Source organism: Deinococcus radiodurans R1 = ATCC 13939 = DSM 20539 (assembly GCF_000008565.1).
GTDB classification, from domain to species: Bacteria; Deinococcota; Deinococci; order Deinococcales; family Deinococcaceae; genus Deinococcus; species Deinococcus radiodurans.
Genome location: NC_001263.1, coordinates 2,503,638 through 2,524,648, shown reverse-complemented (window position 1 = coordinate 2,524,648; position 21,011 = coordinate 2,503,638). Strand labels below are relative to the sequence as shown.

19 protein-coding genes are annotated in these 21,011 nt (G+C 67.8%); 16 read left to right on the top strand and 3 right to left on the bottom strand.

Annotated elements, in window-relative coordinates; translation table 11 throughout:
* The first annotated feature begins 54 nt into the window (after window positions 1–54).
* From DR_RS12970 to DR_RS12960, 3 genes are all read left to right on the top strand, one after another.
* Window positions 55–1,629 (top strand): DUF512 domain-containing protein, encoded by a 1,575-nt coding sequence (locus DR_RS12970; RefSeq protein WP_010889146.1) that lies wholly within the window; start codon window positions 55–57, stop codon window positions 1,627–1,629.
* Between the two features lie 46 nt (window positions 1,630–1,675).
* The gene (locus DR_RS12965) at window positions 1,676–1,894 is read left to right on the top strand and encodes a hypothetical protein (RefSeq protein WP_027480114.1); all 219 of its coding nucleotides are present in this window, start codon (window positions 1,676–1,678) and stop codon (window positions 1,892–1,894) included.
* Window positions 1,895–1,991: 97 nt separating this feature from the next.
* A complete protein-coding gene (locus tag DR_RS12960; protein WP_051618887.1) occupies window positions 1,992–2,342 on the top strand; it encodes a MerR family transcriptional regulator in 351 nt (116 codons plus the stop codon).
* A gap of 32 nt (window positions 2,343–2,374) precedes the next feature.
* On the opposite strand, the gene rqkA is transcribed toward DR_RS12960, so the two are convergent.
* Both rqkA and DR_RS12950 read right to left on the bottom strand, forming a co-directional pair.
* Window positions 2,375–4,381, bottom strand: coding sequence for a DNA damage-responsive serine/threonine-protein kinase RqkA (rqkA, locus tag DR_RS12955; RefSeq protein WP_010889143.1), 2,007 nt, complete (start codon window positions 4,379–4,381; stop codon window positions 2,375–2,377).
* Window positions 4,382–4,506: 125 nt separating this feature from the next.
* A complete protein-coding gene (locus tag DR_RS12950) occupies window positions 4,507–5,532 on the bottom strand; it encodes an Ig-like domain-containing protein (protein ID WP_010889142.1) in 1,026 nt (341 codons plus the stop codon).
* A 140-nt stretch (window positions 5,533–5,672) separates the two neighbouring features.
* On the opposite strand from DR_RS12950, the gene DR_RS17160 reads away from it, so the two are divergent.
* The 7 genes from DR_RS17160 to DR_RS12920 all read left to right on the top strand — a co-directional run bounded on the left by DR_RS17160 (window position 5,673) and on the right by DR_RS12920 (window position 11,463).
* Window positions 5,673–6,020 (top strand): hypothetical protein, encoded by a 348-nt coding sequence (locus DR_RS17160; protein ID WP_338107131.1) that lies wholly within the window; start codon window positions 5,673–5,675, stop codon window positions 6,018–6,020.
* Window positions 6,014–6,964, top strand: a complete 951-nt coding sequence (locus DR_RS12945) for a M16 family metallopeptidase (protein ID WP_338107130.1) — start codon at window positions 6,014–6,016, stop codon at window positions 6,962–6,964. The genes DR_RS17160 and DR_RS12945 overlap by 7 nt, the downstream gene beginning before the upstream one ends.
* Window positions 6,965–6,983: 19 nt before the next feature.
* Window positions 6,984–8,186, top strand: a complete 1,203-nt coding sequence (locus DR_RS12940; RefSeq protein ID WP_268741600.1) for a M16 family metallopeptidase — start codon at window positions 6,984–6,986, stop codon at window positions 8,184–8,186.
* Window positions 8,187–8,284: 98 nt separating this feature from the next.
* Window positions 8,285–8,890, top strand: coding sequence for a lysophospholipid acyltransferase family protein (locus DR_RS12935; protein WP_010889139.1), 606 nt, complete (start codon window positions 8,285–8,287; stop codon window positions 8,888–8,890).
* A 167-nt stretch (window positions 8,891–9,057) separates the two neighbouring features.
* On the top strand, window positions 9,058–10,119 hold the full coding sequence (locus tag DR_RS12930; RefSeq protein WP_010889138.1) for a PP2C family protein-serine/threonine phosphatase: 1,062 nt from the start codon (window positions 9,058–9,060) through the stop codon (window positions 10,117–10,119).
* Window positions 10,120–10,160: 41 nt separating this feature from the next.
* Window positions 10,161–10,538 carry a RidA family protein gene (locus DR_RS12925; RefSeq protein WP_010889137.1) on the top strand — a complete coding sequence of 126 codons (378 nt, stop codon included), beginning with the start codon at window positions 10,161–10,163 and terminating at the stop codon, window positions 10,536–10,538.
* A gap of 121 nt (window positions 10,539–10,659) precedes the next feature.
* Entirely contained in the window at window positions 10,660–11,463 is an 804-nt protein-coding gene (locus DR_RS12920; protein ID WP_051618886.1) for a PSP1 domain-containing protein, read from the top strand.
* Between the two features lie 57 nt (window positions 11,464–11,520).
* Here the strand turns inward: DR_RS12920 and DR_RS12915 are convergent, their stop codons facing one another.
* On the bottom strand, window positions 11,521–12,303 hold the full coding sequence (locus DR_RS12915) for an enoyl-CoA hydratase-related protein (RefSeq protein ID WP_010889135.1): 783 nt from the start codon (window positions 12,301–12,303) through the stop codon (window positions 11,521–11,523).
* 17 nt (window positions 12,304–12,320) lie between these two features.
* On the opposite strand from DR_RS12915, the gene ruvX reads away from it, so the two are divergent.
* The 6 genes from ruvX (at window position 12,321) to DR_RS12885 (ending at window position 21,003) form a co-directional block, all read left to right on the top strand.
* Window positions 12,321–12,731, top strand: coding sequence for a Holliday junction resolvase RuvX (ruvX, locus tag DR_RS12910; RefSeq protein ID WP_010889134.1), 411 nt, complete (start codon window positions 12,321–12,323; stop codon window positions 12,729–12,731).
* 428 nt (window positions 12,732–13,159) lie between these two features.
* The gene (locus DR_RS12905) at window positions 13,160–16,006 is read left to right on the top strand and encodes a hexagonally packed intermediate-layer surface protein (RefSeq protein WP_010889133.1); all 2,847 of its coding nucleotides are present in this window, start codon (window positions 13,160–13,162) and stop codon (window positions 16,004–16,006) included.
* 137 nt (window positions 16,007–16,143) lie between these two features.
* Window positions 16,144–17,823 (top strand): long-chain fatty acid--CoA ligase, encoded by a 1,680-nt coding sequence (locus tag DR_RS12900; protein ID WP_027480118.1) that lies wholly within the window; start codon window positions 16,144–16,146, stop codon window positions 17,821–17,823.
* A 72-nt stretch (window positions 17,824–17,895) separates the two neighbouring features.
* On the top strand, window positions 17,896–18,912 hold the full coding sequence (locus DR_RS12895; protein WP_027480119.1) for an alpha/beta hydrolase: 1,017 nt from the start codon (window positions 17,896–17,898) through the stop codon (window positions 18,910–18,912).
* A gap of 75 nt (window positions 18,913–18,987) precedes the next feature.
* Complete coding sequence (locus DR_RS12890; protein WP_010889130.1) at window positions 18,988–20,064, top strand: peptidase C39 family protein; 1,077 nt, start codon at window positions 18,988–18,990, stop codon at window positions 20,062–20,064.
* 114 nt (window positions 20,065–20,178) lie between these two features.
* Window positions 20,179–21,003, top strand: coding sequence for a hypothetical protein (locus DR_RS12885; RefSeq protein ID WP_010889129.1), 825 nt, complete (start codon window positions 20,179–20,181; stop codon window positions 21,001–21,003).
* Window positions 21,004–21,011 lie beyond the last annotated feature (8 nt).

Below are 21,011 nucleotides of genomic sequence, written 5' to 3'. Positions count from 1 at the left end.
CTAAACTTCCCTGTTTCCTCGGGGCCGCCAGTGTTGCCTCGAAAGGGGTGAATCATGACGGCAGCCGAGAACATTCAAGAACAGCTCTACCCAGCACCGATCAAGACCGTGGAGGAAGGCAGTCCCGCCGCCCGCGCCGGAGTCAGGCCCGGCGACGTGCTGCTGCGGGTCAACGGGCAGCCGGTGACCGATGTGCTGGCCTACCGCCACCAGCTCGAGCGCGGTGTGGTCACGCTGGAAGTCGCCCGCCCGCACGAGGCGCCGCGTGTGATGACCGGCGTAGCGGGCACGGCGCAAGACCACCACCGCCTGATGCTGCCCCAGCCGCCCAGCCTCGATGAGACGCTGACCTTCACGGTGGAGTGGGAAGACCCCGGCCTCGACTTCGAGGAAGTGCTGTTCGACGGGATTAAAAAGTGCGCCAACAAGTGCGATTTCTGCTACGTGCACCAGATGCCGCGCGGCTTTCGCAAGAGCCTGTACATCATGGACGACGACTACCGGCTGTCGTTTCTGTACGGCTCGTTCGTGACCCTGACCAACCTGACCGAAGGCGACATCAACCGCATTCTGGACGAGAACCTCTCGCCGCTGTACGTGTCGGTCCACACCGCCAATCAGGACCTGCGCCAGGACATGATGAAGTGGTGGAAACTGAAGGTCAAAGACCCCCAGGCCGTGCAGATTCGCGAGATGATCGAGCGCCTGGAGAGCATTGACCTCTACACCCAGATCGTGCTGGTGCCCGAGCGCAACGACCGCGAGAACCTCGACGAGACGGTGGAGTACCTCAGCAGCCGCCCCAACGTGATTTCGGCGGCGGTGGTGCCCATCGGCCTGACCGCGCACCGCACCAACCTGCCCGACGTGCGCACTTTCACGCCGGAAGAGGCCCAGGACACCCTGCGGCGGCTGAACGTGTGGCGCAGGAAATTCCTGGCCGAACGCGGCACCCGCTTCATCTTTCCCTCCGACGAGCTGTACCTGCTCGCGGGCGAACCGCTGCCGACCGAGGAGGAGTACGAGGGCTTTCCCATGCTGGAAAACGGCGTGGGCATGATCCGGGATTTTCTGACCGAGGCGCTGCCCCCCCTGCCCGCCGCACTGCCCGAACCCCGCAAGGTGATTCTGGGCACCGGGCTACTGTTTGCCGACTCACTGGCACGCGCCATCGAGCCGCTGCGCCAGATCGAGGGACTCGACATCGAGGTGCGGGCCATCGAGAACAAAACCTTCGGCAAAGTCACGACCGTGGCGGGGCTGCTCACCGGGCGCTGCTTCCGGCACGCCGTGCAGCCGGGTGAGGCCGACCTGCTGATCGTACCGCCGACCACCCTGCGCTACGGCACCGAGCTGATGATCGACGACACCAGCCTGGGTGAACTGCGCCGCGAACTGAAGATGGACGTGCGGGCGGGCGGCGCCACGCTGGGCGAGCTGGCGCGCGTGGTGCTCGAAGGTGCCCAGAGCAGCGGGCACCAGTTCGGCATGTCGGCCCACGCGGTCAAGGACTCCGGGCGCGACGATGTGGCTCCCTCGGCCAGCAGGGCTCAGGGCGGCGCGGCCCCTGAAGAGTCGCTGGAAGAGGACGTGGCCGAGAGTGGAATGCACGGGCGCGGGCAGGCGTAAACGGGCGCTTGACTTCAAGTGCGCTTGAACTTCTAGCGTGAGCACCATGAATTGGTCTGCGCTTCCGCTGGGGCTGTTTGGCCTCCTGAACATCTTTCTGGCCTTCGTGGCTCCGACCCAGGCCTGGGGCACGACGGGGGCCTCTGCGGTTTTTATGGCAGCGGCCCTGCTGATTCTGGGTGGAGTGTGGCGGGGTCTTCCGGCAGCGGTGCTCGTGGGGTGCCTGCTCGGGATGGTGGCCCCAGTTTGGATGGGCGTGCTGTGAGCGGGAATGTCAACCCGCTGCACATCGCCGTGCGTTTTGTCATCGTTGCGCTCCTTTTTGGCCTGTGGCTCCACTTCCGTCCCTGAGCATTCGCGAGGTGGCCGAACGTTCCGGCTGCCCGGCCTCGGCGCTGCGCTACTACGAGGACGCAGGACTGATTGCCGCGCTGCCCCGCCTGGAGACAGCGGCCCGCTGCTATGACCCGCGCGTGCTCGACACCCTGAGTGTCATCACCGCGCTGCGCGGCGTGGGCTTCGGCATCCGTGAGATTCGGGCCTTGCTGGACATCCGGCAGCCCGGCGACCCGGCTCCCCTCCGGCTGAAAAAAGCCGAGCAAGCCCTTGACCGCCTCACCGAGGTGCTGGCCGAACGCCGCCGCACGCTGGAAGAGGCCGAAAAGCTGTTGCGGCGCTGGGAGGCTGAGGTGGCAGAGGCGCAGCAGTCGTAGAAAGATTTAGCTCTCAATGGGCCAGCGCTTTTCTACCCTTCCTGCTCGCTGCGCCACTCGGGGTGGGCGTTGCGGTAGGCGCGCAGGGTACCGTCCATGAAGGCGACGTAGAGGGTGCCGCTCGCCGCCAGTGGGGTCGCCTGCACGCCGCTGCGTTCGCGGCAGGTCCAGCGCACCTCTCCATTGCGGACATCGAGCGCGAGCAGTTCGCCGCCCTCGGTCGCCAGAAAAACCAGTCCCGCGCTGATGACCGGGCTGGCGGTCACCCGGCCATCCAGCGTGCGCTCCCAGAGGTCTTCGCCGTCGGCGAGCCGCAGGCCGCGTACCTTGCCGCCCCACCCGGCGACGACGACCACGCCGCCGGGGGCCGCCGAAGCGTCGGGCGCCGCGCCGGAGTCGGGCGGCAGGTCGAGCGCCGTGAGCGCGGGGGAGGCCCACACCTCGTCTTCCACGTCGTAGGTCCAGCGGATGGCGTCCTCACCGGCCAGCGCCGCGCGGCCATTCTGGACTTCGAGGCCAATCGCGTGCACTTCGCCTTCCCAGGTGGCGATGACCAGCGTGGCCGTGCCGGGCGGACCGGGCAGCAGCGCGGGCGTGGCGTGGACGGTGCCCACTTCCACCTTCCACAGCGGCGTGCCGGAGCGGGCGTCGAGGGCGTGCAGCCAGCCGGTTTCGTCGCATTGCAGCGCGGCGCCCGCCCAGACGAGCGGACTCGCGGCCAGCGAGCCCCCGGCGCGGTAGGCCCAGGCGAGTTCGCCGGTCCGCAGGCTCAGGGCGTGCAGGTGCCCGTCGCGGCTCGGCGCGAGCAGGCGCCCGCCCCACACCGTGGGCGCCCCGGTGAACTCGGCGCGGGCCTGATGCCGCCAGACCTCGCTGCCACTCTGAAGCTCCACCCGGCGCAGCGTGCCGTCCCAGGCGCCGTAGAGCACGTGCCCGCCGATCAGGGTGGCGGGGGCCGTCACCTCGTCGCGCGCCGCGTAGGTGGCGAAGGGCCGCCCGGAGGTGTGGGTGAGCACCAGTTGCCCGCCCCGCGTCCCCACCGCCACCAGGTCGCCCTCGCCCACCACGGCGGCGGGCCACGTCACCTCGCCGGGCAGCGCCACGCTCCACAGTTCCTGCATGTCGGAGACGCGGGCGGGGCCGTCGGGGTGCTCGCCGGTGCGGGCGCGGCCCCCCCGGTACTGGCCGCGCGCGTGGGTGGTCCACAGGTCGCGCCGGGCCAGTGCCCACAGGTGCGCGAGCGCCGCCCCGCTCTGGGGCCGCCGGTCGGCCCGCTTGGCGAGCAGCCACAGCAGCACCCGCGCCACCGCGTCGGGCACCGCCGGGTTCAGGTCGCGCGGGTCGGGCACCGGCTCGTATACGTGCTGATAAAGCACGCTCTGGTCGCTGTCGCCCACGAAAGGCGGACTGCCGCACGCCACCCGGTAGAGCACCGCCCCCAGCGCGTAGAGGTCGCTGCGGGCGTCCACCCCGCCGCCTTTGGCCTGCTCGGGTGCCATATAAGCGGGCGTGCCCAGCGTCACTCCACTGCGGGTGAGGTGCCGGGTCTGTTCGGACAGCGCCACCAGCCCGAAATCCATGATGCGCGGCAGCCCGGTGTCGTCGAGCAGCACGTTGCCCGGCGTCAGGTCGCGGTGCACGATGCCGTGACTGTGAACGTGATGCAGCGCCCGCGACGCGAAGGCGGCAGCGGTCAGAAAGCGGGCGAGTGGCCCCGGCGCGTCTTCCAGCGGCCCCAGCCGGGTAATCGGCCCACCGGTCAGCAGCGGCATGGTGAAAAAGGGCCGCCCGGCCTCCGGCTCCTGCCCCAGGTCGAGCACCGGAACCACGCCGGGGTGGGTGAGCCGCGCCAGGGTGCGGACCTCGCGCAGAAAGCGGCTGCGGTCGGACTCGGGCAGGTAATCGTGCATCACCTTGAGCGCCACCTCGCGCCCCAGCAGCCCGTCCTGGGCGCGGTAGACCTGCGCGCTGCCGCCCTCGCCGAGCAGGGCGAGCAACTCGTAGCGCCCGGCCAGCAGGGTTCCAGGGGTCAGCGGCATAACCCGCTGAGTCTAGAGCAGTTCTCTGAATATCGTGGGGCGGCGGGTGTTCTGCTTTCCGTCCTGTTCGTCAAAATTCAAGACCCTGCCAGGGGGCAGGCGGGGTCTATGCAGGAATGCAAAGCTCAGGGCAGGCGCAACGTCAAGGCCTGACGGTCGGACCCCTCGTTGCCCGCCGCGTCACGGGCGAACACGGTCAGGGTGGCCGGGCCGTTGAACGCTCGGTAGCTCGCGTCCACCGGCACCACGAACTCGGTCTGAGTGGGCGAGAGGGTCAAGGGCACCACCGTGCCGCCTGTCAGGGCCAGCTCGGCTTGCAGCGAGGTCACGGCGACGTTGTCGCTCGCTTCGACCCGCACCGTGTAGTTGCCCGCCTGCGTGATGGTCGTGGTGGGCAGCGTCAGGCGCACGGTGGGAGCCACGGTGTCGCCCGTCGTCGGCGTCGTGACTGGCGGCTGGGGCTGGCCCGCCGGGACATTGACCACCACCGTGCGGGTCAGCGGAGCGCTGGCGTTGCCCGCCGCGTCGTAGGCCACCAGCGTCAGGCTGTGGGTGCCGTTGAAGGAGCTATCACTGATCGGCAGGTCGAACGACCACTCGGCCTGCGCCACGTCCTTTGGGGCATCGAAGCGCTGGCGCTGGGATTGCGCCCCGCTCGGCAGATTCAGGGTCAGCGCCGCGTCCACGTAAGCGAGCTGCACGTCGTCGCTCGCCCGCACCGTGATCTTGTAGACGCCCGGCTGGGTAATGGTGCCGGGCGCCTCCACCGTCAACTGCGGCGCGGTGGTGTCGTTGATCACCTTCACCGTCTGGGTTGCCGGGGCGCTCTCGTTGCCGCTGGTGTCCACCGCCACGGCCTTGAGGACGAAGCTGCCGCTTTGGGACAGGTCGTAGGTGGTCTGGTACGGCTCGGTGCGGTCGGTGTCCACCAATTTGTCGTTGAGATAGAAGCGCACTTCCCGAACGGCCACGTCGTCGCTCGCCGTCGCCTGTACCTGCACCTTGCCGGGGCGCACGGTGCCTGGGAGGGCGTCCAGGGTCACGCGGGGCGGGGTGCGGTCGGCGCTGGTGGACGAACCGGGCGCCGAACCGCAGGCGCCGAGCAGAAGGGAGGCCGCGAGCAGGGCGGGCAGGGTCAGGGGGCTTTTCATCGCCCGGCAGCGTAGAAAAAAAGTTCTGACCGCAGCGGCACAGAGCGGTGAAGGTCCGGGTGAACTTTTCTCATCTGCGAGGAGCTGCTCTTCCCCACGTCCTTCCATTCGGTGTTTCCTGACGGCGCTACACTCCGCCGGTGTTGCCGTCTGCTCCCGCTTTTCATGTCTGGACCCTGCCCGGCGGCCTGACGCTGGCCTTCGAGCGCCGCGCCGGGCCGGGCTTCGCCTTCGACCTGCGGGTGCCGCTCGGCAGTGCCCATGACCCGGTGGGGGAGGAAGGCAGCCTGGCGGTCATCGAGGAGTGGCTCTACAAGGGCGCGGCCACCGCTGCCAACCAACGCCGGGACGCGCGGCAACTGCAAGACGCCTTCGACGACCTGGGCGTGCGCCGGGGCGGCGGGGTCAGCCTGGAAGCCACCCGGCTGCACGTCAGCGGCTGCGGGCCGACCTCGGCGCGGCACTCGCGCTGGTGGCCGACGTGGTGACGCGCCCCACGTTGCCCGCTGGAGAGCTGCCGACGCTGCTCGACCTCGCTCGGCAGGACCTCGAATCGCTCGACGACAGCCCCACCGACCGGCTGGCGGTGCAGGCGCGGGCGGCGACCTTTCCCCGGTTGCCGGGCGACCCGGGCGCGGGCTTCGGGCACCCCATCAGCGGCACCCTCGCCGGGCTGGAGCGTCTGAGCGCGGCGTCACTGCGGGCGCACTGGGCGCGGTTCGGACAGCGCGGCAGCGTGCTCGGTGTGGTGGCCGATGCCGACGCGCAGGAGGTGTATGAGCTCGTCGCGGGCCTCTTTGCCGACTGGCAGCCCGGCGAGGACCGGCCCATGCCGGCGCATTTTCAGCCTGGACTGCGGCTGCATCTGCCCTCCGCGACGGGCGAGCAGACCCATCTGAGCCTCGTCGCCCCTGGCCCCGGCCCACGTGACCCCGACTGGCTGCCCTGGCAATTGGCGCTCACAGCGCTGTCGGGCGGCAGTGCCAGCCGGCTGTTTACCCGCGTGCGCGAGGAACGCGGCCTTGCCTACGAGGTGAGCGCCACGCCGCTGGTGCTCGGCGGCGAGGGCTTCGTCAGCCTCTACGCGGGCAGCACCCCGGCCAACGCCCCCGCAACGCTGGACGTGCTGCTGGCCGAGCTCGACGTGCTCTCGCAGGGTCTGAGCGAGGCCGAGTTTCGCCGCGCCCGCACCGCGCTGACGACCGGCGTGGTCTTCGGCGCCGAGAGCCTGCGCAGCCGCGCTTATGCCCTGACCCGCGACCTCGCGCTGTTCGGGCGGGTGCGGCCACCCGGCGAGGTGCGCGCCGAACTGAGCGCTCTGACGCTCGGGCAGGTCAACGCATTTCTGGCGAATTACCATCCCGCCGAGCAGATCACGGTGGTGTCGCTGGGGCCGGATGCTCCCGACCGCACTCTGGCGGTGAGCGCGTGACAGCCTGACCTGCGAGCGCCTGCCGAACGGCCTGACCCTGCTGCTCGACCCCGACCCGGCGGCGCTGAGCGTGGCGGCGGGCTACTTCGTGGCGACCGGCGCGCGCGACGAACCGGCGGGGGAGATGGGCGCCAGCCATTTTCTCGAACACCTGATGTTCAAGGGCTCCGAGCGCCTGAGTGCCGCCGCCCTCAACGAGCAGCTCGACAACCTCGGCGGGCAGGCCAACGCTTTTACCGCCGAGGAAGCCACCGTCTACCACGCCGCCGCGCTGCCCGAGTGCACCGGGGAGCTGCTCGCTACCCTGACCGAACTGCTGCGCCCGGCGCTGCGCCCGGCAGACATCGACCCCGAGCGCGGCGTGATTCTGGAAGAAATTGCCATGTACGCCGAGCAGCCCGGCGTGCGGGTGGCCGAGGCCCTGCGGCGCGACTACTGGGGCGAGCATCCCCTGGCGCACCAGATTCTGGGGACGCCCGAGACGTTGCGGCGGCTCGACCGCCCGGCGTTACAGCGCCACTTCGCGGAGCGCTACGGCGCCGAACGGGTCACGCTGGTGCTCAGCGGCGCTTTCGACCCGGCGGAAGTGCGGGCCTGGGCGGAGCGCGAACTCGCCGGCTGGCCGTCCGGCACGCCGCGCCTGCCGGACGCCGCGCCCGCGCCCCACTGGCCGGGTCAGGTGCGTTGGGTCACCGACCCCGAGCTGACGCGCACCCAGGTGGCCCTTGCGCTGCCGGGGCTGCCGGTTAGTCACCCGCTGCGCGAGGCCGCCGGGCTGCTCGCCGAGCTCATCGGCGGGGAAAACGGAGCGCTGTACTGGGCGCTGCTCGATACCGGGCTGGCCGACAGCGCCGACCTGGGGCACATCGAGTACCGCGACGCGGGCGTGTTCGAGGGCGGCTTTTCCTGCGACCCTGACCGAGCGCAAGAAGCACTGGACCGTTTTCGCGCCGTGCTCGACAGTGCCGAGTCTCTCATCACCGACCTCAGCGTGCGCCGCGCCGCGCGCAAGGCCGCCGTGTCGCTGTTGCTGCGTTCGGAAACCCCGCAGGGCCGCCTCTTTCTGCTCGGCATGGAACATCTGGCGACCGGCGAACTCCGCACGCCCGCGCAGCTTGCCGAGCGGTACGCCGCCATCACGCCGGAGCAGGTGCGCGAGGTGCTGCGGCTGTGCCCGCTGCGCGACCCGTCGGTGGTGGTGCTGGGGCCGCCGACGCCGTAAAGCACGCGCTCCATCCCAGAGCGAGAGTTGACCAAGCGCGATTTGAACGCCGTCCCCTGTCAGAAGCTTGCACGGCGCGGGGCGACATACTTCAGGCTGTGTCCCCCACCTGGATGAACCGCCCCCACACCCTGGGCTCGCGCGCGGCGCTGGCGTGCCTGCGCCTGAGCGGGTGGACGCCGCTGCTCGCGCCGGTGCCCGGTCCCCGGCTGGTGGCCCCGGCGGCGCCGCACACCGCCAACGAGGACTTCTGGGTGGGCCTGTTCTGGAAATGGGCCACCCGCACGCCGGTGCATTTTGTCGGCAAACACACGCTGTTCCGCTTTCCCCTCGGCGGCTTTATGCGCGCGGTGGGCGGTATTCCCATCGACCGCCGCCGCCGGGGGGGCAACTTCGTGGACGCGGTGGTCGAGATCATCCGGCGCGAACCCGAAATCGTCCTGCTCGTCGCGCCCGAAGGCACCCGCGCCCAGGGTGACTACTGGAAAACCGGGTTTTATTACATGGCCCTCGAAGCCGGGGTGCCGTTGGCGGTCATGGCGCTCGACTGGGGCCGCAAACAGGTGGGAATCGTGGGCTACGTGACCCCGACGGGCGACATCGACGCCGACTTTGCCGAGATTCGCCGCTTGCTCGAAGGGGTGCGCGGCAAACATCCCCGCTTCGAGACCCCGGCTTTTCCCCGCCCGGCAGACCCGGCCTGAAAACGGGGCCCTGTCTCCTGACAGCTTTGGCTTGAGCTTCCTGACGGTCTGACCTCCGACCTCAGAAAATGTGGTGCTGGACGGCCTCCAGGTGGCCCCTGTCCCGGCGCTGCAATCCCCGGCAGGCCTGACGCCATATCTGACTCGCTGTTTTATAGTACTCACGTATGGCGTCCGCTTCTTCCCCCTTTCTGGTCACGGGCCTGCTGACCGATGTGGGCCGCCAGCGGGCGGGGGGAGCGAATCAGGACGCGGCGCTGGCACTGCCGCTCCCGCAGGGGGGCCTGTACGCCGTGGCCGATGGTATGGGCGGGCACGCGGGCGGCGAACTCGCCTCGTCGCTGGCGCTCGACACGCTCGCTCAGACCTATGTGCAAGGGCGGTCGCGGCCCCCCGCCCGGCTGATCGAGGCGGTGCAGGCGGCCAATCTGGCGGTGGTGCAGCGGGCGGTGGGCGAACTCGTCGGCATGGGCACCACGCTGCTGGCGGTGGCGATTGACCGGGGCGCGGCCCTCATCGCGCACGTAGGCGACTCGCGGGCCTATCTGCTGCGTGGCGGCGAACTGTTGCGCCTGACCGACGACCACTCCTGGGTGGCCGAGCAGGTCCGTATGGGCATGCTGACCGAGGCCGAGGCCCGGCACCACCAGTGGCGCAGCGTGGTGAGCAACGCGCTGGGCGGGGAGGAACGGGTGCGGCTCGAACTGTTCGGCCTGGAACTGCAAGGCGGCGACCGACTGCTGCTGTGCAGCGACGGCCTGAGCGGCGTGGTCTCTGAAGCCGAGTTGCTGTCGCTGCTGGCCCAGCCCCAGGCGCCGCAGGACATCGCCGCGCAACTGATCGAAGCCGCCAACGACGCGGGCGGCCCCGACAACATCACGGCGGTCGTCGTGGACGTGCTGCGCTCGCAGCGGCTGCCCAGTTATCCCCTCCCCGAGTCGCCCGGCGACGGCCCCGAGTACGCCGAGGTGCTGCTCAGCACCCGCCGGGGCGGCAGTCTGCTGACCTACCTGCTGCTCACGCTGGCCTATTTCACCTTGCTCGGCGTCATGCTGATTCCCGAAAACAGCGCGCTCATCGCTCTGCTCGGCTTCGTGGTGGGCGTCCTGATCGTGACGACGAGCAAGGTGCTGTCGCGCCGCCGCCGCGCCCGCCGTCTGAGCGGAGCAGGTCGGCGCCTATCCCTGGCAACAGATGACGCTCACGCGCTGAAAAGGCAAGTGCCCTGACCTGCCTCTCTTACGAGGCACCCGGCGGCGTACAGTAAGGCATGAAAGACATCGTGCAGACTGCGGACGCCCCCGCCGCCATCGGCCCCTACAGCCAGGCCGTGACTTTCGGCAACTTGGTCGTCACCAGCGGGCAGATTCCACTTACGGCGCAAGGCGAACTCGTGACCGGCGGCATCGCCGAGCAGACCGAACAGGTCATCCAGAACCTGCGGGCCGTGCTCGCTGCGGCTGGCACCGACCTCGACCGGGTGGTCAAAACCACGGTCTTTCTGGCCGACATGAACGAGTTCACAGCCATGAACGCCGTGTACGAGCAGCACTTCACCGCGCCCTACCCGGCCCGCAGCACCGTGCAGGTGGCCCGGTTGCCGCGCGACGTGCGGGTGGAAATCGAGGTGCTGGCCGAGCGGCACTGAGCTTGGCCGGTCCTGACCGCTCAACTGTTCCTTTTCACTTGGCAGCGCCCCCGATTCATGACATGGTCTGGGGGTGTTTGTTTTGCCCGTCCGCTTCGAGCGGAGTCCCCGACTGCATCCCATGCTCAGCGAGTCCCCGCACCCGGTGGGCACGCGGGTGGTCGTGCAGGGCAAACGTGGCCCCGAAATCGCCACCGTGCGCGGCGAGGCGTCCGAGCCCGAGCGGCAGGCCCGCTACGGCGCCGTGCTGCGGGCGGCGACGCCGGAAGACCTCGCCACCTGGGAAGACCTGCACCGCCGTGCCGAGGACCTGAAATGGCTGCTGCGGGCGCGGGCGCGTGAGCGGGGGCTGCCGGTCAAACTGGTCGCCGTCGAGTTCACGCTCGACGAATCGCTCGTTACCATCAGCTACAGCGCCGACGAGCGCATCGAACTGAGCAGCCTCATCGGGGAACTGCGCGCCCACACCCGCGCCCGCGTCAACTTCGCTGCCATCGGCCCGCGCGAGCAGGCGCAGATGCTCGGCACGCTCGGCGCCTGCGGACGCGAGAACTGTTCGAGCACCCACCTCCAGGATTTCGCCCCGGTCAGCATCCGCATGGCGCGCGACCAGCAATTGCCGCTCAATCCCGAAAAACTCAGCGGGCCGTGTGGCCGCTTGCTGTGCTGCCTGCAATACGAGCACGAGCAGTACCTCGACCTGCTGCGTGACCTGCCCCGCAAGAACGCCAAGATGTGTCACGAAGGCAGCGGCGCCTGCGGCAAGGTGACCAAGCTGCATCCCCTGGCCGGAACGGTGGACCTGCAAACTGATCAGGGCCTGCTGCAAGACGTTCCCGCCAGTGAACTGCGCCGTCTCCCCGAACAGGCGGCGGCTCGTAGCCCGCGCCGCGAACCGAGAGAAGCGCCGGCCTCCACTGACTGACAGCAAAAGAAAAGCGCCCGCCAATATGAGTTGGCGGGCGCTTTTCTTTTGCTCCGTTTACCCTTCCCGCACGAACTGCGCCGGGCGCTTTTCCTTGAAGGCCGTCACGCCTTCCTCGTGTTCCCAATGGTCGCCTGCGAGCTGCTGCAACTCGGCCTCGCGGTCGAGCGCCTGATCGAGGGTGCTGGTCAGCGCGTCGGTCAGCGCCTGCTTGGTCAGCTTGAGGGCGTTGGCGGGGCGGGCCGCCAGCCGCTCGGCGTAGGCCTGCACGTCGGCGCGGAAGCTCTCGTCGGGGAAGACCTGCTCGCACAGGCCCAGGCGCAGGGCATCGTCGGATCCGATCTTTTCGGCAAGGGCCATCATCTCGAAGGCGCGGTGGTAACCGACCAGCCGGGGCAAAAACCACGTACTGCCGCTGTCGGGCACCAGGGCGATGTTGGAAAAGACCTCGATCAAGTTCGCCCCGCGCGTCCACAGCCGGATGTCCCCGGCCAGCGCCAGACTCGCGCCTGCGCCCGCCGCCACGCCATTGACGGCGGTGATGACCGGCTTGCTCAGGCCGCGGATGGTGCGAATCAGCGGGTTGTAGGTGTGGTTGAGGTGCTCGGTAAACGTCATGTCGCGTCCCGACACGTCGCCCAGGTCCTGCCCGGCGCAAAAGCCGCGCCCTGCCCCGGTGATGACGACCACACGCACCGCCGGGTCGGCGTCGGCCCGCTCCAGCTCGCGGGTCAGGGTCAGCAGCAGCTTGTCGTTGGCCGCATTGAGCTTGTGCTCGCGGTTGAGGGTGAGGGTCCGGACCGCCGCCTGGTCGGAAACCAGAATCACAGATTGTTCCATGGGCTCAGGCTACCGCTATGCTCGCCCGGATGTCTGGCCCTGACCCCGCACCTGCCGCTCTTCCCACCGTGCTGGCCCTCGACGTGAGCAAGTCGCGCATCGGCTTTGCCGTAAGCGCGGGCCGCCTCGCCTTTGGCCGGGGCAGCGTGGACCGCAAACGTTTGCCGCTCGACCTCAAGGCCGTGCGCCTGAAGGTCGAGGAAACCGGCGCTGAGCGGCTGGTGCTGGGGCTGCCGCTCCGTACCGATGGCAAGCCGAGCCCGACGGCAGACCGCGTGCGTGCTTTCGGGCGGGTGCTGATGGACAAGGGCTACACGGTCGAGTATCAGGACGAACGCTTTACCACGCAGCGGGCACGGGCACTGGGCGCTGCCGATGAGGATGAGGCGGCAGCGGTGCAGATTCTGGAACTGTGGCTGATGAGGTAATTCTGGATTGGCCCCTATTCTGAAAATCAAGCCGTCCCTGAACTTAATCAAAGCTACACTCTATGGCAATTCAGTATTCATCTGACACATATCGATCTATCCGCGACTTTATGAGACAAACATTTTAACTGTGTCAGACAGTGTTTTTGATCACCTATTGTTGCCACCAAGTCAGGCTGACCAACCTGACCTCAAACTGACGAAAAAAGCCGACTTTTGCGCTTTAGACGACAAAAAGTCACCTTGACAGAGCTATTATCTCATCTCTATAATTCGCGCCGGGATCTCATCCTGAGCTAACCTATGCTGCATGAACGCTGTAGACCGGTGGACAGGAAACTCGGCAACTGGATCCAGAAGGAACAGCAATCATTGATAGCGCGGTCAGACGGGAAATAGATCGCTTCGCATCCGCTCACGGAGGACGTATGAAGAAAAATATCGCACTCATGGCTCTCACCGGGATCCTGACCCTGGCATCCTGCGGTCAGAATGGGACGGGCACCACCCCTACTGCCGACGCTTGCGCTACGGCCAACACCTGCTCGGTGACTGTCAACATCAGCGGCGTTTCCTCGGCTGACTTCGATGTCACGATGGACGGCAAGACCACCAGCATGACGCTGTCCAACGGTCAGAAGCTTCCTGTGGCCAAGACTGGTACTGTGACGCTCACTCCCAAGGCTAAGGACGGGTACACCACCCCCGCTGCTCAGAGCACCACGATCAGCAGCACCAACCTGACCCCCAGCGTGAACTTTGCCTACACGACGGTTCCTAGCACGGGTAACGGCAATGGGAATGGCGGCACCACGCCCACGCAGCCCTTCACCCTGAACATCACCAGCCCCACCAACGGTGCGGCGGCCACCACTGGCACGCCCATCCGCGTGGTGTTCACCTCCTCCGTGGCCCTGAGCAGCGCGACCTGCAAGATCGGCAACAGCGCCGCTGTGAACGCTCAGGTCAGCAGCACCGGCGGCTACTGTGACGTGACCCCCACCACTGCTGGTGGCGGCCTGATTACCGTGACTGGTACCGCCAATGGTCAGACTGTGTCCAGCACCGTGACCGTCGACGTCAAGGCGCCTGTCGTGGACAACCGTTACGGCACCGTGACCCCCGCTGGCGACCAGGAACTGACCCTGACCAACGAAGGCATCGTCAAGGACGCCGACAACGGTTGGCGCCGCCTGGGCCAGGGTGTGAGCACCCCCAGCGACCCCAACGGCAACGTGGACATCTACGTCAAGGGCACTGTGAACTTCAGCGTCAACGCTGCTGCTGGCTCCAAGGTTGAAGTGTTCCTGGCCCGCACCACCGGCTCCGACGTTCCGACCAACGACGACGTTCAGGCTGGCGACGTGCTGCGCTCGGTGGCCAGCACCAGCGGCACCGAAACTTTCAGCCTCGACAGCCGCCGCCTCGCCGAATTCGACGGCGTGCGCAAGTGGATCGTCGTGCGTATCAACGGCACCCAGGTGACCTACCAGCCCGTGATCGCCGACAACAAGGGCCCCCAGCAGCCTGATCCCGAACTCAACGGCGTTCAGAATGCTTACTCCAACATCCTGAACAACTACAACAACAGCGGGCTGACCTACGTGCGCGGCGACGTGAACGTGTTCACCGGCAACCCCAGCCTGCAGGACCGCGAATTCGGTCAGGCGCCCCTGGGCTCCTCCTTCGTGCAGCGTCGTCCCTCCGGCTTCGAGAGCATCCGTTACTACCTGGTGCCCGAAACCGCCTTCGGCAACAAGGCCCTGCAAGAATCCGACGAAATGCTGCGTGCCAAGGCGATCAAGAGCGTGGCAACCGTGGTCAGTGCTCCTGTCCTCGAACCCGGCACTGTGAAGGCCACTTCGTTCAGCCGCGTGATCGGCTCGGGCGCTACCAGCACCGTGACCCCCAAGGCTCAGGACAACGTGACCTACCGCGTCTACGCGATCTCGCGTGACCAGCTGGGCAACGAAACGGCCAGCGCGACCTACGAACTGGTTCGTTTCGACAACGTCGGCCCGACCATCACCGGGAGCGTCATCCGCGACACCTCCGACCTGCCCTTCGCTTCGCAGGAACCCGAGCGTTGCCTGAGCGATATCGCCACCATCACTCTGGGTGGCATCACCGACAACGCTGGTGGCGTGGGCCTGAACCCCGGCCAGGGCCTGACCTTCACCCTCGGTGGCCGTCAGATTCAGGCGGGTCAGTTCGACACCAACCAGCTGGCTGACGGTGAGTACACCATCGGCTTCAACAGCCTGACCGACGCGCTCGGTAACCCTGTGGTGAGTGCCCCGACCAACGCCAAGGTCTACATCGACAACACCGATCCCACGGTCAACTTCAACCGTGCGGTCATGCAGGGCACCTTCGCCAGCGGCGAGCGCGTGTCTGTCGAGAGCGACGCCAGCGACGGTGGCTGCGGCGTGTACGAAACCCGCCTGTTCTGGGACACTGACAATGGTGTGGTTGACGACGCGACCACCACCCCTGCGATCGGTCACCCCGTGCAGTTCGCTCGCCAGCGGGTCACCGACGGTGCCAAGGCTGACAGCCTGAACGCGGGTTGGAACGCTCTGCAACTGCCCAACGGTGCTGGCGCTGTCTACCTCCGCGCGCTGGTCGTTGACCGCGCTGGTAACGCGACCATCTCCACGACCCCCATCGTTGTCAACGCCAAGATCACCAACCAGGCGCGCCCCCTGCTCGGCGGCTTCGATGCCTTCAAGCGCAACGCCAGCGCTCAGTTCATGAGCAACAGCAACGCCATCTCTGGTGTCAACGGCACGGCTGTGACCCCCAACACCACTGCCAACAGCGCCCTGGATAACATCCTGAGCCTGGATTCGGTCGGCACGCTGACCACCAACGCTTACCTCCCCCGTGGAGCCACCGAAACCGCCATCACCGAGAAGATCCGTAACGTCGGTGCCTATGGTCGCTTCGATGCCACCCAGTGGAACCGTATTCGTGACTACCAGCTGAACACTGACCCCACCCTGCGGAGCGCTTACGTCAACGCGGGCAACCTGGCGAACCAGCGCGGCAACAACTGGCGCATCCGGACCCCCTGGGTTGAACTGGGCAGCAGCGACACCGCCAACACCCAGCAGAAGTTCGACTTCAACAGCGACCTGCTCAACGACTTCTACTTCGGTCGCACCTTCGGCAACAACGACAACGTGAACCTGTTCTCCTACGACCAGTTCAACGGCATCGTGAGCGGCACCGCCGGCGCGTACAGCTTCTACGGCGAAACCGTCCAGAAGTAAGAAGTACAAGCACCCAACTAAAAAGCCTCCCTCCCCAGGGGGGCTTTTTTCGTTATTCTGTGGCCCTCACCGCCGCGTCCATCAGCGAGAGCCTCTGCTCCCGCTGTCTTCACGTTTCCGGCCCTGGAGGTTTTCCCATGAGAAGCAACATGATGCCCGTGCCCCTCACCATCCCCTTCATTCTGGAGCGTGCCCGCACCGGGTTTGCCGAACGCGAGATCGTCAGTCTGCTGCCAGCGGGCAAAGACGCGCAGGGTCAGCCCATCGCCCAAACCCACCGCACCACCTACGGTGAGGTGGCGGACCGGGCACTGCGCCTCGGCGCGGGCTTGCAAGCACTGGGGCTGCAACCTGGCGACCGGGTGGCGACGCTGGCGGTCAATTCCTTCCGACATCTGGAGGCGTACCTCGGCGTGCCGAGCGCGGGCTTCGTGCTGCACACCGTCAACATCCGGCTGCACCCCGAGCAGGTGGCCTGGATTCTCAACCATGCCGAGGACCGGGTGCTCCTCATTGAAAATGTCTTTGCGGCGATGATTCCGGCCATTCGGGCGGCCTGCCCCAAGCTGGAACACGTTTTCGTGCTGGGCGGCCTGCCGCAACCCATCCCCGGTGTGGCGGACTACGACCAGTGGGTGATGAGCCAAGAGCCGCTGACGCACTATCCGCAGCTCGACGAGAACGACGCCGCCGCCATGTGCTACACCAGCGGCACCACCGGCAACCCCAAGGGCGTGCTGTACTCGCACCGCTCCACCGTGCTGCACTCGTTGGCGAGCGCCCCCAAAGACGCGCTGAACGTAGGCGAAGCCGACAGTGTGCTGCCTATCGTGCCGATGTTTCACGTCAATGCCTGGGGCTTGCCCTACACCTGCGCCATGTACGGGGCCAAGCAGGTCTTCAGCGGCGTGTTCACCGACGGCAAGTCCATTGCCCAGCTCATGCAGGACGAGGGCGTGACGAGCACGGCGGGCGTGCCGACCATCTGGATGGGCCTGCTGAGCGAACTCGACCGCGCCAAGCAGGCGGGCGAACCCTACGACCTCAGCGGGCTGGAGCGCCTGATCGTGGGGGGCAGCGCCGCGCCCGAGTCGCTGATTCGCGCCTTCGAGGAGCGGCATAACCTGCGCCTGCTGCACGCCTGGGGCATGACCGAAACCCATCCCCTCGGCACCGCCAGCACCCTGCCGCTCAATATGGACCCGCGCAGCGACGAGGGCTACGCGCTGCGGGCCAAACAGGGCCGTCCGGTGCCGCTGGTGGAACTGGAAATCGTGGACGACGACAGCAACGTGCTGCCCCACGACGGCGCGGCGATGGGCCGGCTGCTGTGCCGGGGCCCCTGGATCGCCGACAGTTACTTCAAAGGTGAGGGCGCGAGCAGCTTCCTGACCCTGGACGGCAACCTGTGGTTCGACACCGGCGACATCGCCACGCTGGACGAGCGCGGCTACATGCACATTCAGGACCGTTCCAAGGACCTCATCAAGTCGGGCGGCGAGTGGATCGGCTCGGTGGAACTGGAAAACGCGATCATGGCCCACCCGGCGGTCGCGCAGTGCGCCGTGATCGCCATGGACGACCCCAAGTGGGACGAGCGCCCGCTGGCGGTGGTGGTGCTGCGCCCCGGTCAGGCGGCCACGCACGAGGAGCTGACCGAGTTCATCGCGCCCAAGTTCGCCAAGTGGTGGCTGCCCGACGCCACCGTGTTCACCGACGCCCTGCCCATCGGCGCCACCGGCAAGTTCCTCAAGCGCGAGCTGCGCGAGGAGTACCGGGGCTACCGGCAGCAGAACTTCCCGCAACGTCAGGACTGACCGTAACCGTCTCCGCCGCCCGGTTCATCTGGGCGGCGGTTTGCTTTGGGACGCCGCCGTACAATGCCCTGCATGGCTGTTTCGGTGCGTGGGCAACAGGTGACGTTTACTCCCCCGGCGGGGGCGACCGGGCTGATCGGCGACATGACCGACTGGCGCAAGCGCGACCCCCTGCCGGTGCGGGCGGGCGAGCCGCTGACCCTGACCCTGCCGCGCGGCGCCTGGGTGGAGTACGCCTGGGTGGACGCGGCGGGCGAGCCGTTTGCCGACCCTGACAACGACCGCAAGTCGCTCAATCCCTGGTGGACCTACCCCCGCGCCGCCGTGGTGGGCGAGTACGCCCGGCATCCGCTGTGGCAGCGGCCCGAGGCGACGCGCCGGGGCACGGTGGAGCGCCTGAGCTGGGACGGCACCGTCTTTCCCGGCAAGCGCCGCGCCATCGTGCATCTGCCGTATGGGCACACGCCAGGGCAGGCGCTGCCGGTCTACTACGTGCAGGACGGGGTGGCGTTTTACCGCATCGGGCAGCTCGGCGAACTGCTCGACCGCGCGGTGGAGGCGGGGGAGGCCGAACCCGCCGTCCTCGTCTTCGTGGAGCCCGGCGACCGCAACGAGGAGTATTACCTCAACGACCGCTACCTGGAGTTCTTGCAGCAGGAGGTTTTTCCCCGGATAGAAGGCCCCCTGGCGACCGCCAGCGTGCGCGGGCTGTGGGGCGCGAGCCTTGGCGGGCTGATCTCGCTGTACCTCGGCAGCCGGCACCCGGAGCTGTTCGGGCGGGTGGCGAGTCACTCCGGCGCCTTCATCGCCCGGCCCGGCGCAACCTATGCCAACGGCGTCATCGACACGACCACGGCGGGCGAGTGGCTGCGCGAACAGCTGGCTGGCGACCTGCCCCGGCACCTCAGAATCAGCCTGGATGTCGGCACGCTGGAATGGCTGACCGGCCCGAATCGCCGCCTGGCCGCGCTGTTCGCCGACGAGGGGTTGCCGCACCAGTACCGCGAATACCCCAGCGGGCACAACTGGGTGACGTGGCGCGAGGCGCTGCCCGAGGCGCTGCTCTTCCTTCAGGGCGCGGCCTATTGAGTTGCGGGTGCGGGCTGAGGCGCGGGCGGCCCTCATCCCCACATCAGGGGGGGGCGGCATAGTCGGCGGTGCAACATGCTTACTTTTCGCACCCTCGCCATGACCTTCGCTCTGCTCGGGAGCGCCGGAGCGTCCACCTTGACCTACCCCGCCACGACCACCACCCTCTTTGAGCGCGCCGCCGACTGGCAAAGTGCCGAACTCAGCGGCCTGGTCCGCCAAGGTGACAGCGTAGCGGTGCCCGACGGCATCGGCAGCGGCACCCTGACCTCGGCGCCGCTGACGGTGGCGGCCTTTGACCAGCTCGTGCCCTCTTGGAACACCACGACCGGGCCAGCGGGTAGTCTGACCCTGGAAGTGCGGGTGGGGCTGACGGGCGGCGCGTGGAGCCCCTGGTACTCCTTCGGGACGTGGAGCGCCGCGGAGGGCCGCACCAGCCTGGACGGGCAAAAAGACAACGCCGGGCAGGTGCTGACCGACACGCTCAAGCTGAAAGCGAAGGCGACCACCCTGCAATACCGCGTGACCCTGCGCGGGTCGGGCACCACGCTGCGGCTGCTGGGGCTCACGACCAGCGACTGGGCGCGGCGTTCCGAGCGGCTGGGCGAGGCGAGTGACCGCCGGGCCTGGGGCCGCATCGGGGTGGTGCCGCAGCGCTCGCAGATGCTCTACCCCAACGGCGGCGAGGCGTGGTGCAGCCCCACCAGCGTCAGCATGATTCTGGCCGCGCTGGGCACGCCGGTCACGGTGCCGCAGGCCGCCGCCGGAACCTATGACAAAGCCTACGACGGCACCGGCAACTGGTCGTTCAACGTGGCCTACGCGGGCGAACAGGGGATGCGCGCCTTCGTCACCCGACTGCCGAGCCTGAGCGCCGCCGAGAAGTACACCGCCGCCGGGTTTCCGCTGGCGGTCAGCCTGGGCTGGAAAAAAGGCGAACTGCCGGGCGCCCCCATTCCGAGCAGCAACGGGCACCTGATGGTCCTCATCGGCTTCGACGCGCAGGGCAACCCGGTGCTCAACGACCCGGCGGCGCCCAACGACGCGGGCGTGCGGACGGTCTACCCCCGCGCCGCCTTCGAGAAGCTGTGGTTGGCGCACAGCGGCGGGCTGAGCTACGTGATTGCGCCGCAGACGGCTCAGTTGCCCTGAGCCTGGAAAAAGACCCCCTCACCCCTTGCTTCGCAAGGCCCTCTCCCACCAGGGTAGAGGGTCAAATAATCAGAAGCTCTGACCACCGTTCGGCTGCTGGGGTAAGCTCCGACCATGCGCTTTCCCACCGCCTGCCCCCACTGCACGCGGGAAATGCAGGCCGAGTTCACCGACAGCCATATCCACGACCTGACTTGTCCCCACTGCGGCGGCAGGTCGTGCGTCTTTGTCCGCAAGCAGAAGTTCGAGCTGCTGTTCGACCTCGGCACGCGGGCGCTGCTCGACGGGTACGCGCGTGAGGCGGTGGCAAGCTTCGCGGCAGCGCTGGAACGCTTTTTCGAGTTTTACGTCAAGTCGCACGCACTGGAACGGGCAGCGGCGCAGGGCGGCGATTTCGCGGCGGCGCAGGCGACTCTGGACCGGACGTGGCGGCACGTCGCCAGCCAGTCGGAGCGGCAACTCGGCATGATGACCCTCGCCTACCTGCTGCGCGAGGGCCGCGAGCCCGATTTCATGGACGGCAAAAGCCTGGGCAGCGACTTTCGCAATCGGGTAATTCACCGGGGCTACCTGCCCACCCAGACCGAGGTGGAGGCCTACGCCGCCCGCGTGTTTGCCCTGATTGACCGCCTGCTGACCGAGCTGGGGGGCGCCGCCGCGAATGCCGAGCTGCTTCAGGAGCTGACTTTTGCCGCGCATCTGGAAACGCTCCCCGACGACGTGATTGCCGTCTTCGAGGAGCACCCCGGCATGTTCCGGGCGCGGCGCTTTGGAGGCGAGGGGCTTACCGCAACGCCCCGCACCTCCACCGAGAAAACCGAGAAAAAGGCGCTGGGCGCCGCTCCCCTCAATCTCAACGACGCCCAGAAGTTTCAGCACGCCCTGCGCGAGCGCGGGCAACTGCTGCGGGCGTTCAAGGGAGAAAAGCCTGTTCCCTGACTCTCTGC

Bases quoted from the DNA above. Each gene is read 5' to 3' on its own strand.
- DR_RS12970 (WP_010889146.1), top strand. From the start codon at position 55: ATGACGGCAGCCGAGAACATTCAAGAACAGCTCTACCCAGCACCGATC.
- DR_RS12965 (WP_027480114.1), top strand. From the start codon at position 1,676: ATGAATTGGTCTGCGCTTCCGCTGGGGCTGTTTGGCCTCCTGAACATC.
- rqkA (WP_010889143.1), bottom strand. From the start codon at position 4,381: ATGCCGCTGACCCCTGGAACCCTGCTGGCCGGGCGCTACGAGTTGCTC.
- DR_RS12950 (WP_010889142.1), bottom strand. From the start codon at position 5,532: ATGAAAAGCCCCCTGACCCTGCCCGCCCTGCTCGCGGCCTCCCTTCTG.
- DR_RS12930 (WP_010889138.1), top strand. From the start codon at position 9,058: ATGGCGTCCGCTTCTTCCCCCTTTCTGGTCACGGGCCTGCTGACCGAT.
- DR_RS12925 (WP_010889137.1), top strand. From the start codon at position 10,161: ATGAAAGACATCGTGCAGACTGCGGACGCCCCCGCCGCCATCGGCCCC.
- DR_RS12920 (WP_051618886.1), top strand. From the start codon at position 10,660: ATGCTCAGCGAGTCCCCGCACCCGGTGGGCACGCGGGTGGTCGTGCAG.
- DR_RS12915 (WP_010889135.1), bottom strand. From the start codon at position 12,303: ATGGAACAATCTGTGATTCTGGTTTCCGACCAGGCGGCGGTCCGGACC.
- ruvX (WP_010889134.1), top strand. From the start codon at position 12,321: ATGCTCGCCCGGATGTCTGGCCCTGACCCCGCACCTGCCGCTCTTCCC.
- DR_RS12905 (WP_010889133.1), top strand. From the start codon at position 13,160: ATGAAGAAAAATATCGCACTCATGGCTCTCACCGGGATCCTGACCCTG.
- DR_RS12900 (WP_027480118.1), top strand. From the start codon at position 16,144: ATGAGAAGCAACATGATGCCCGTGCCCCTCACCATCCCCTTCATTCTG.
- DR_RS12895 (WP_027480119.1), top strand. From the start codon at position 17,896: ATGGCTGTTTCGGTGCGTGGGCAACAGGTGACGTTTACTCCCCCGGCG.
- DR_RS12890 (WP_010889130.1), top strand. From the start codon at position 18,988: ATGCTTACTTTTCGCACCCTCGCCATGACCTTCGCTCTGCTCGGGAGC.
- DR_RS12885 (WP_010889129.1), top strand. From the start codon at position 20,179: ATGCGCTTTCCCACCGCCTGCCCCCACTGCACGCGGGAAATGCAGGCC.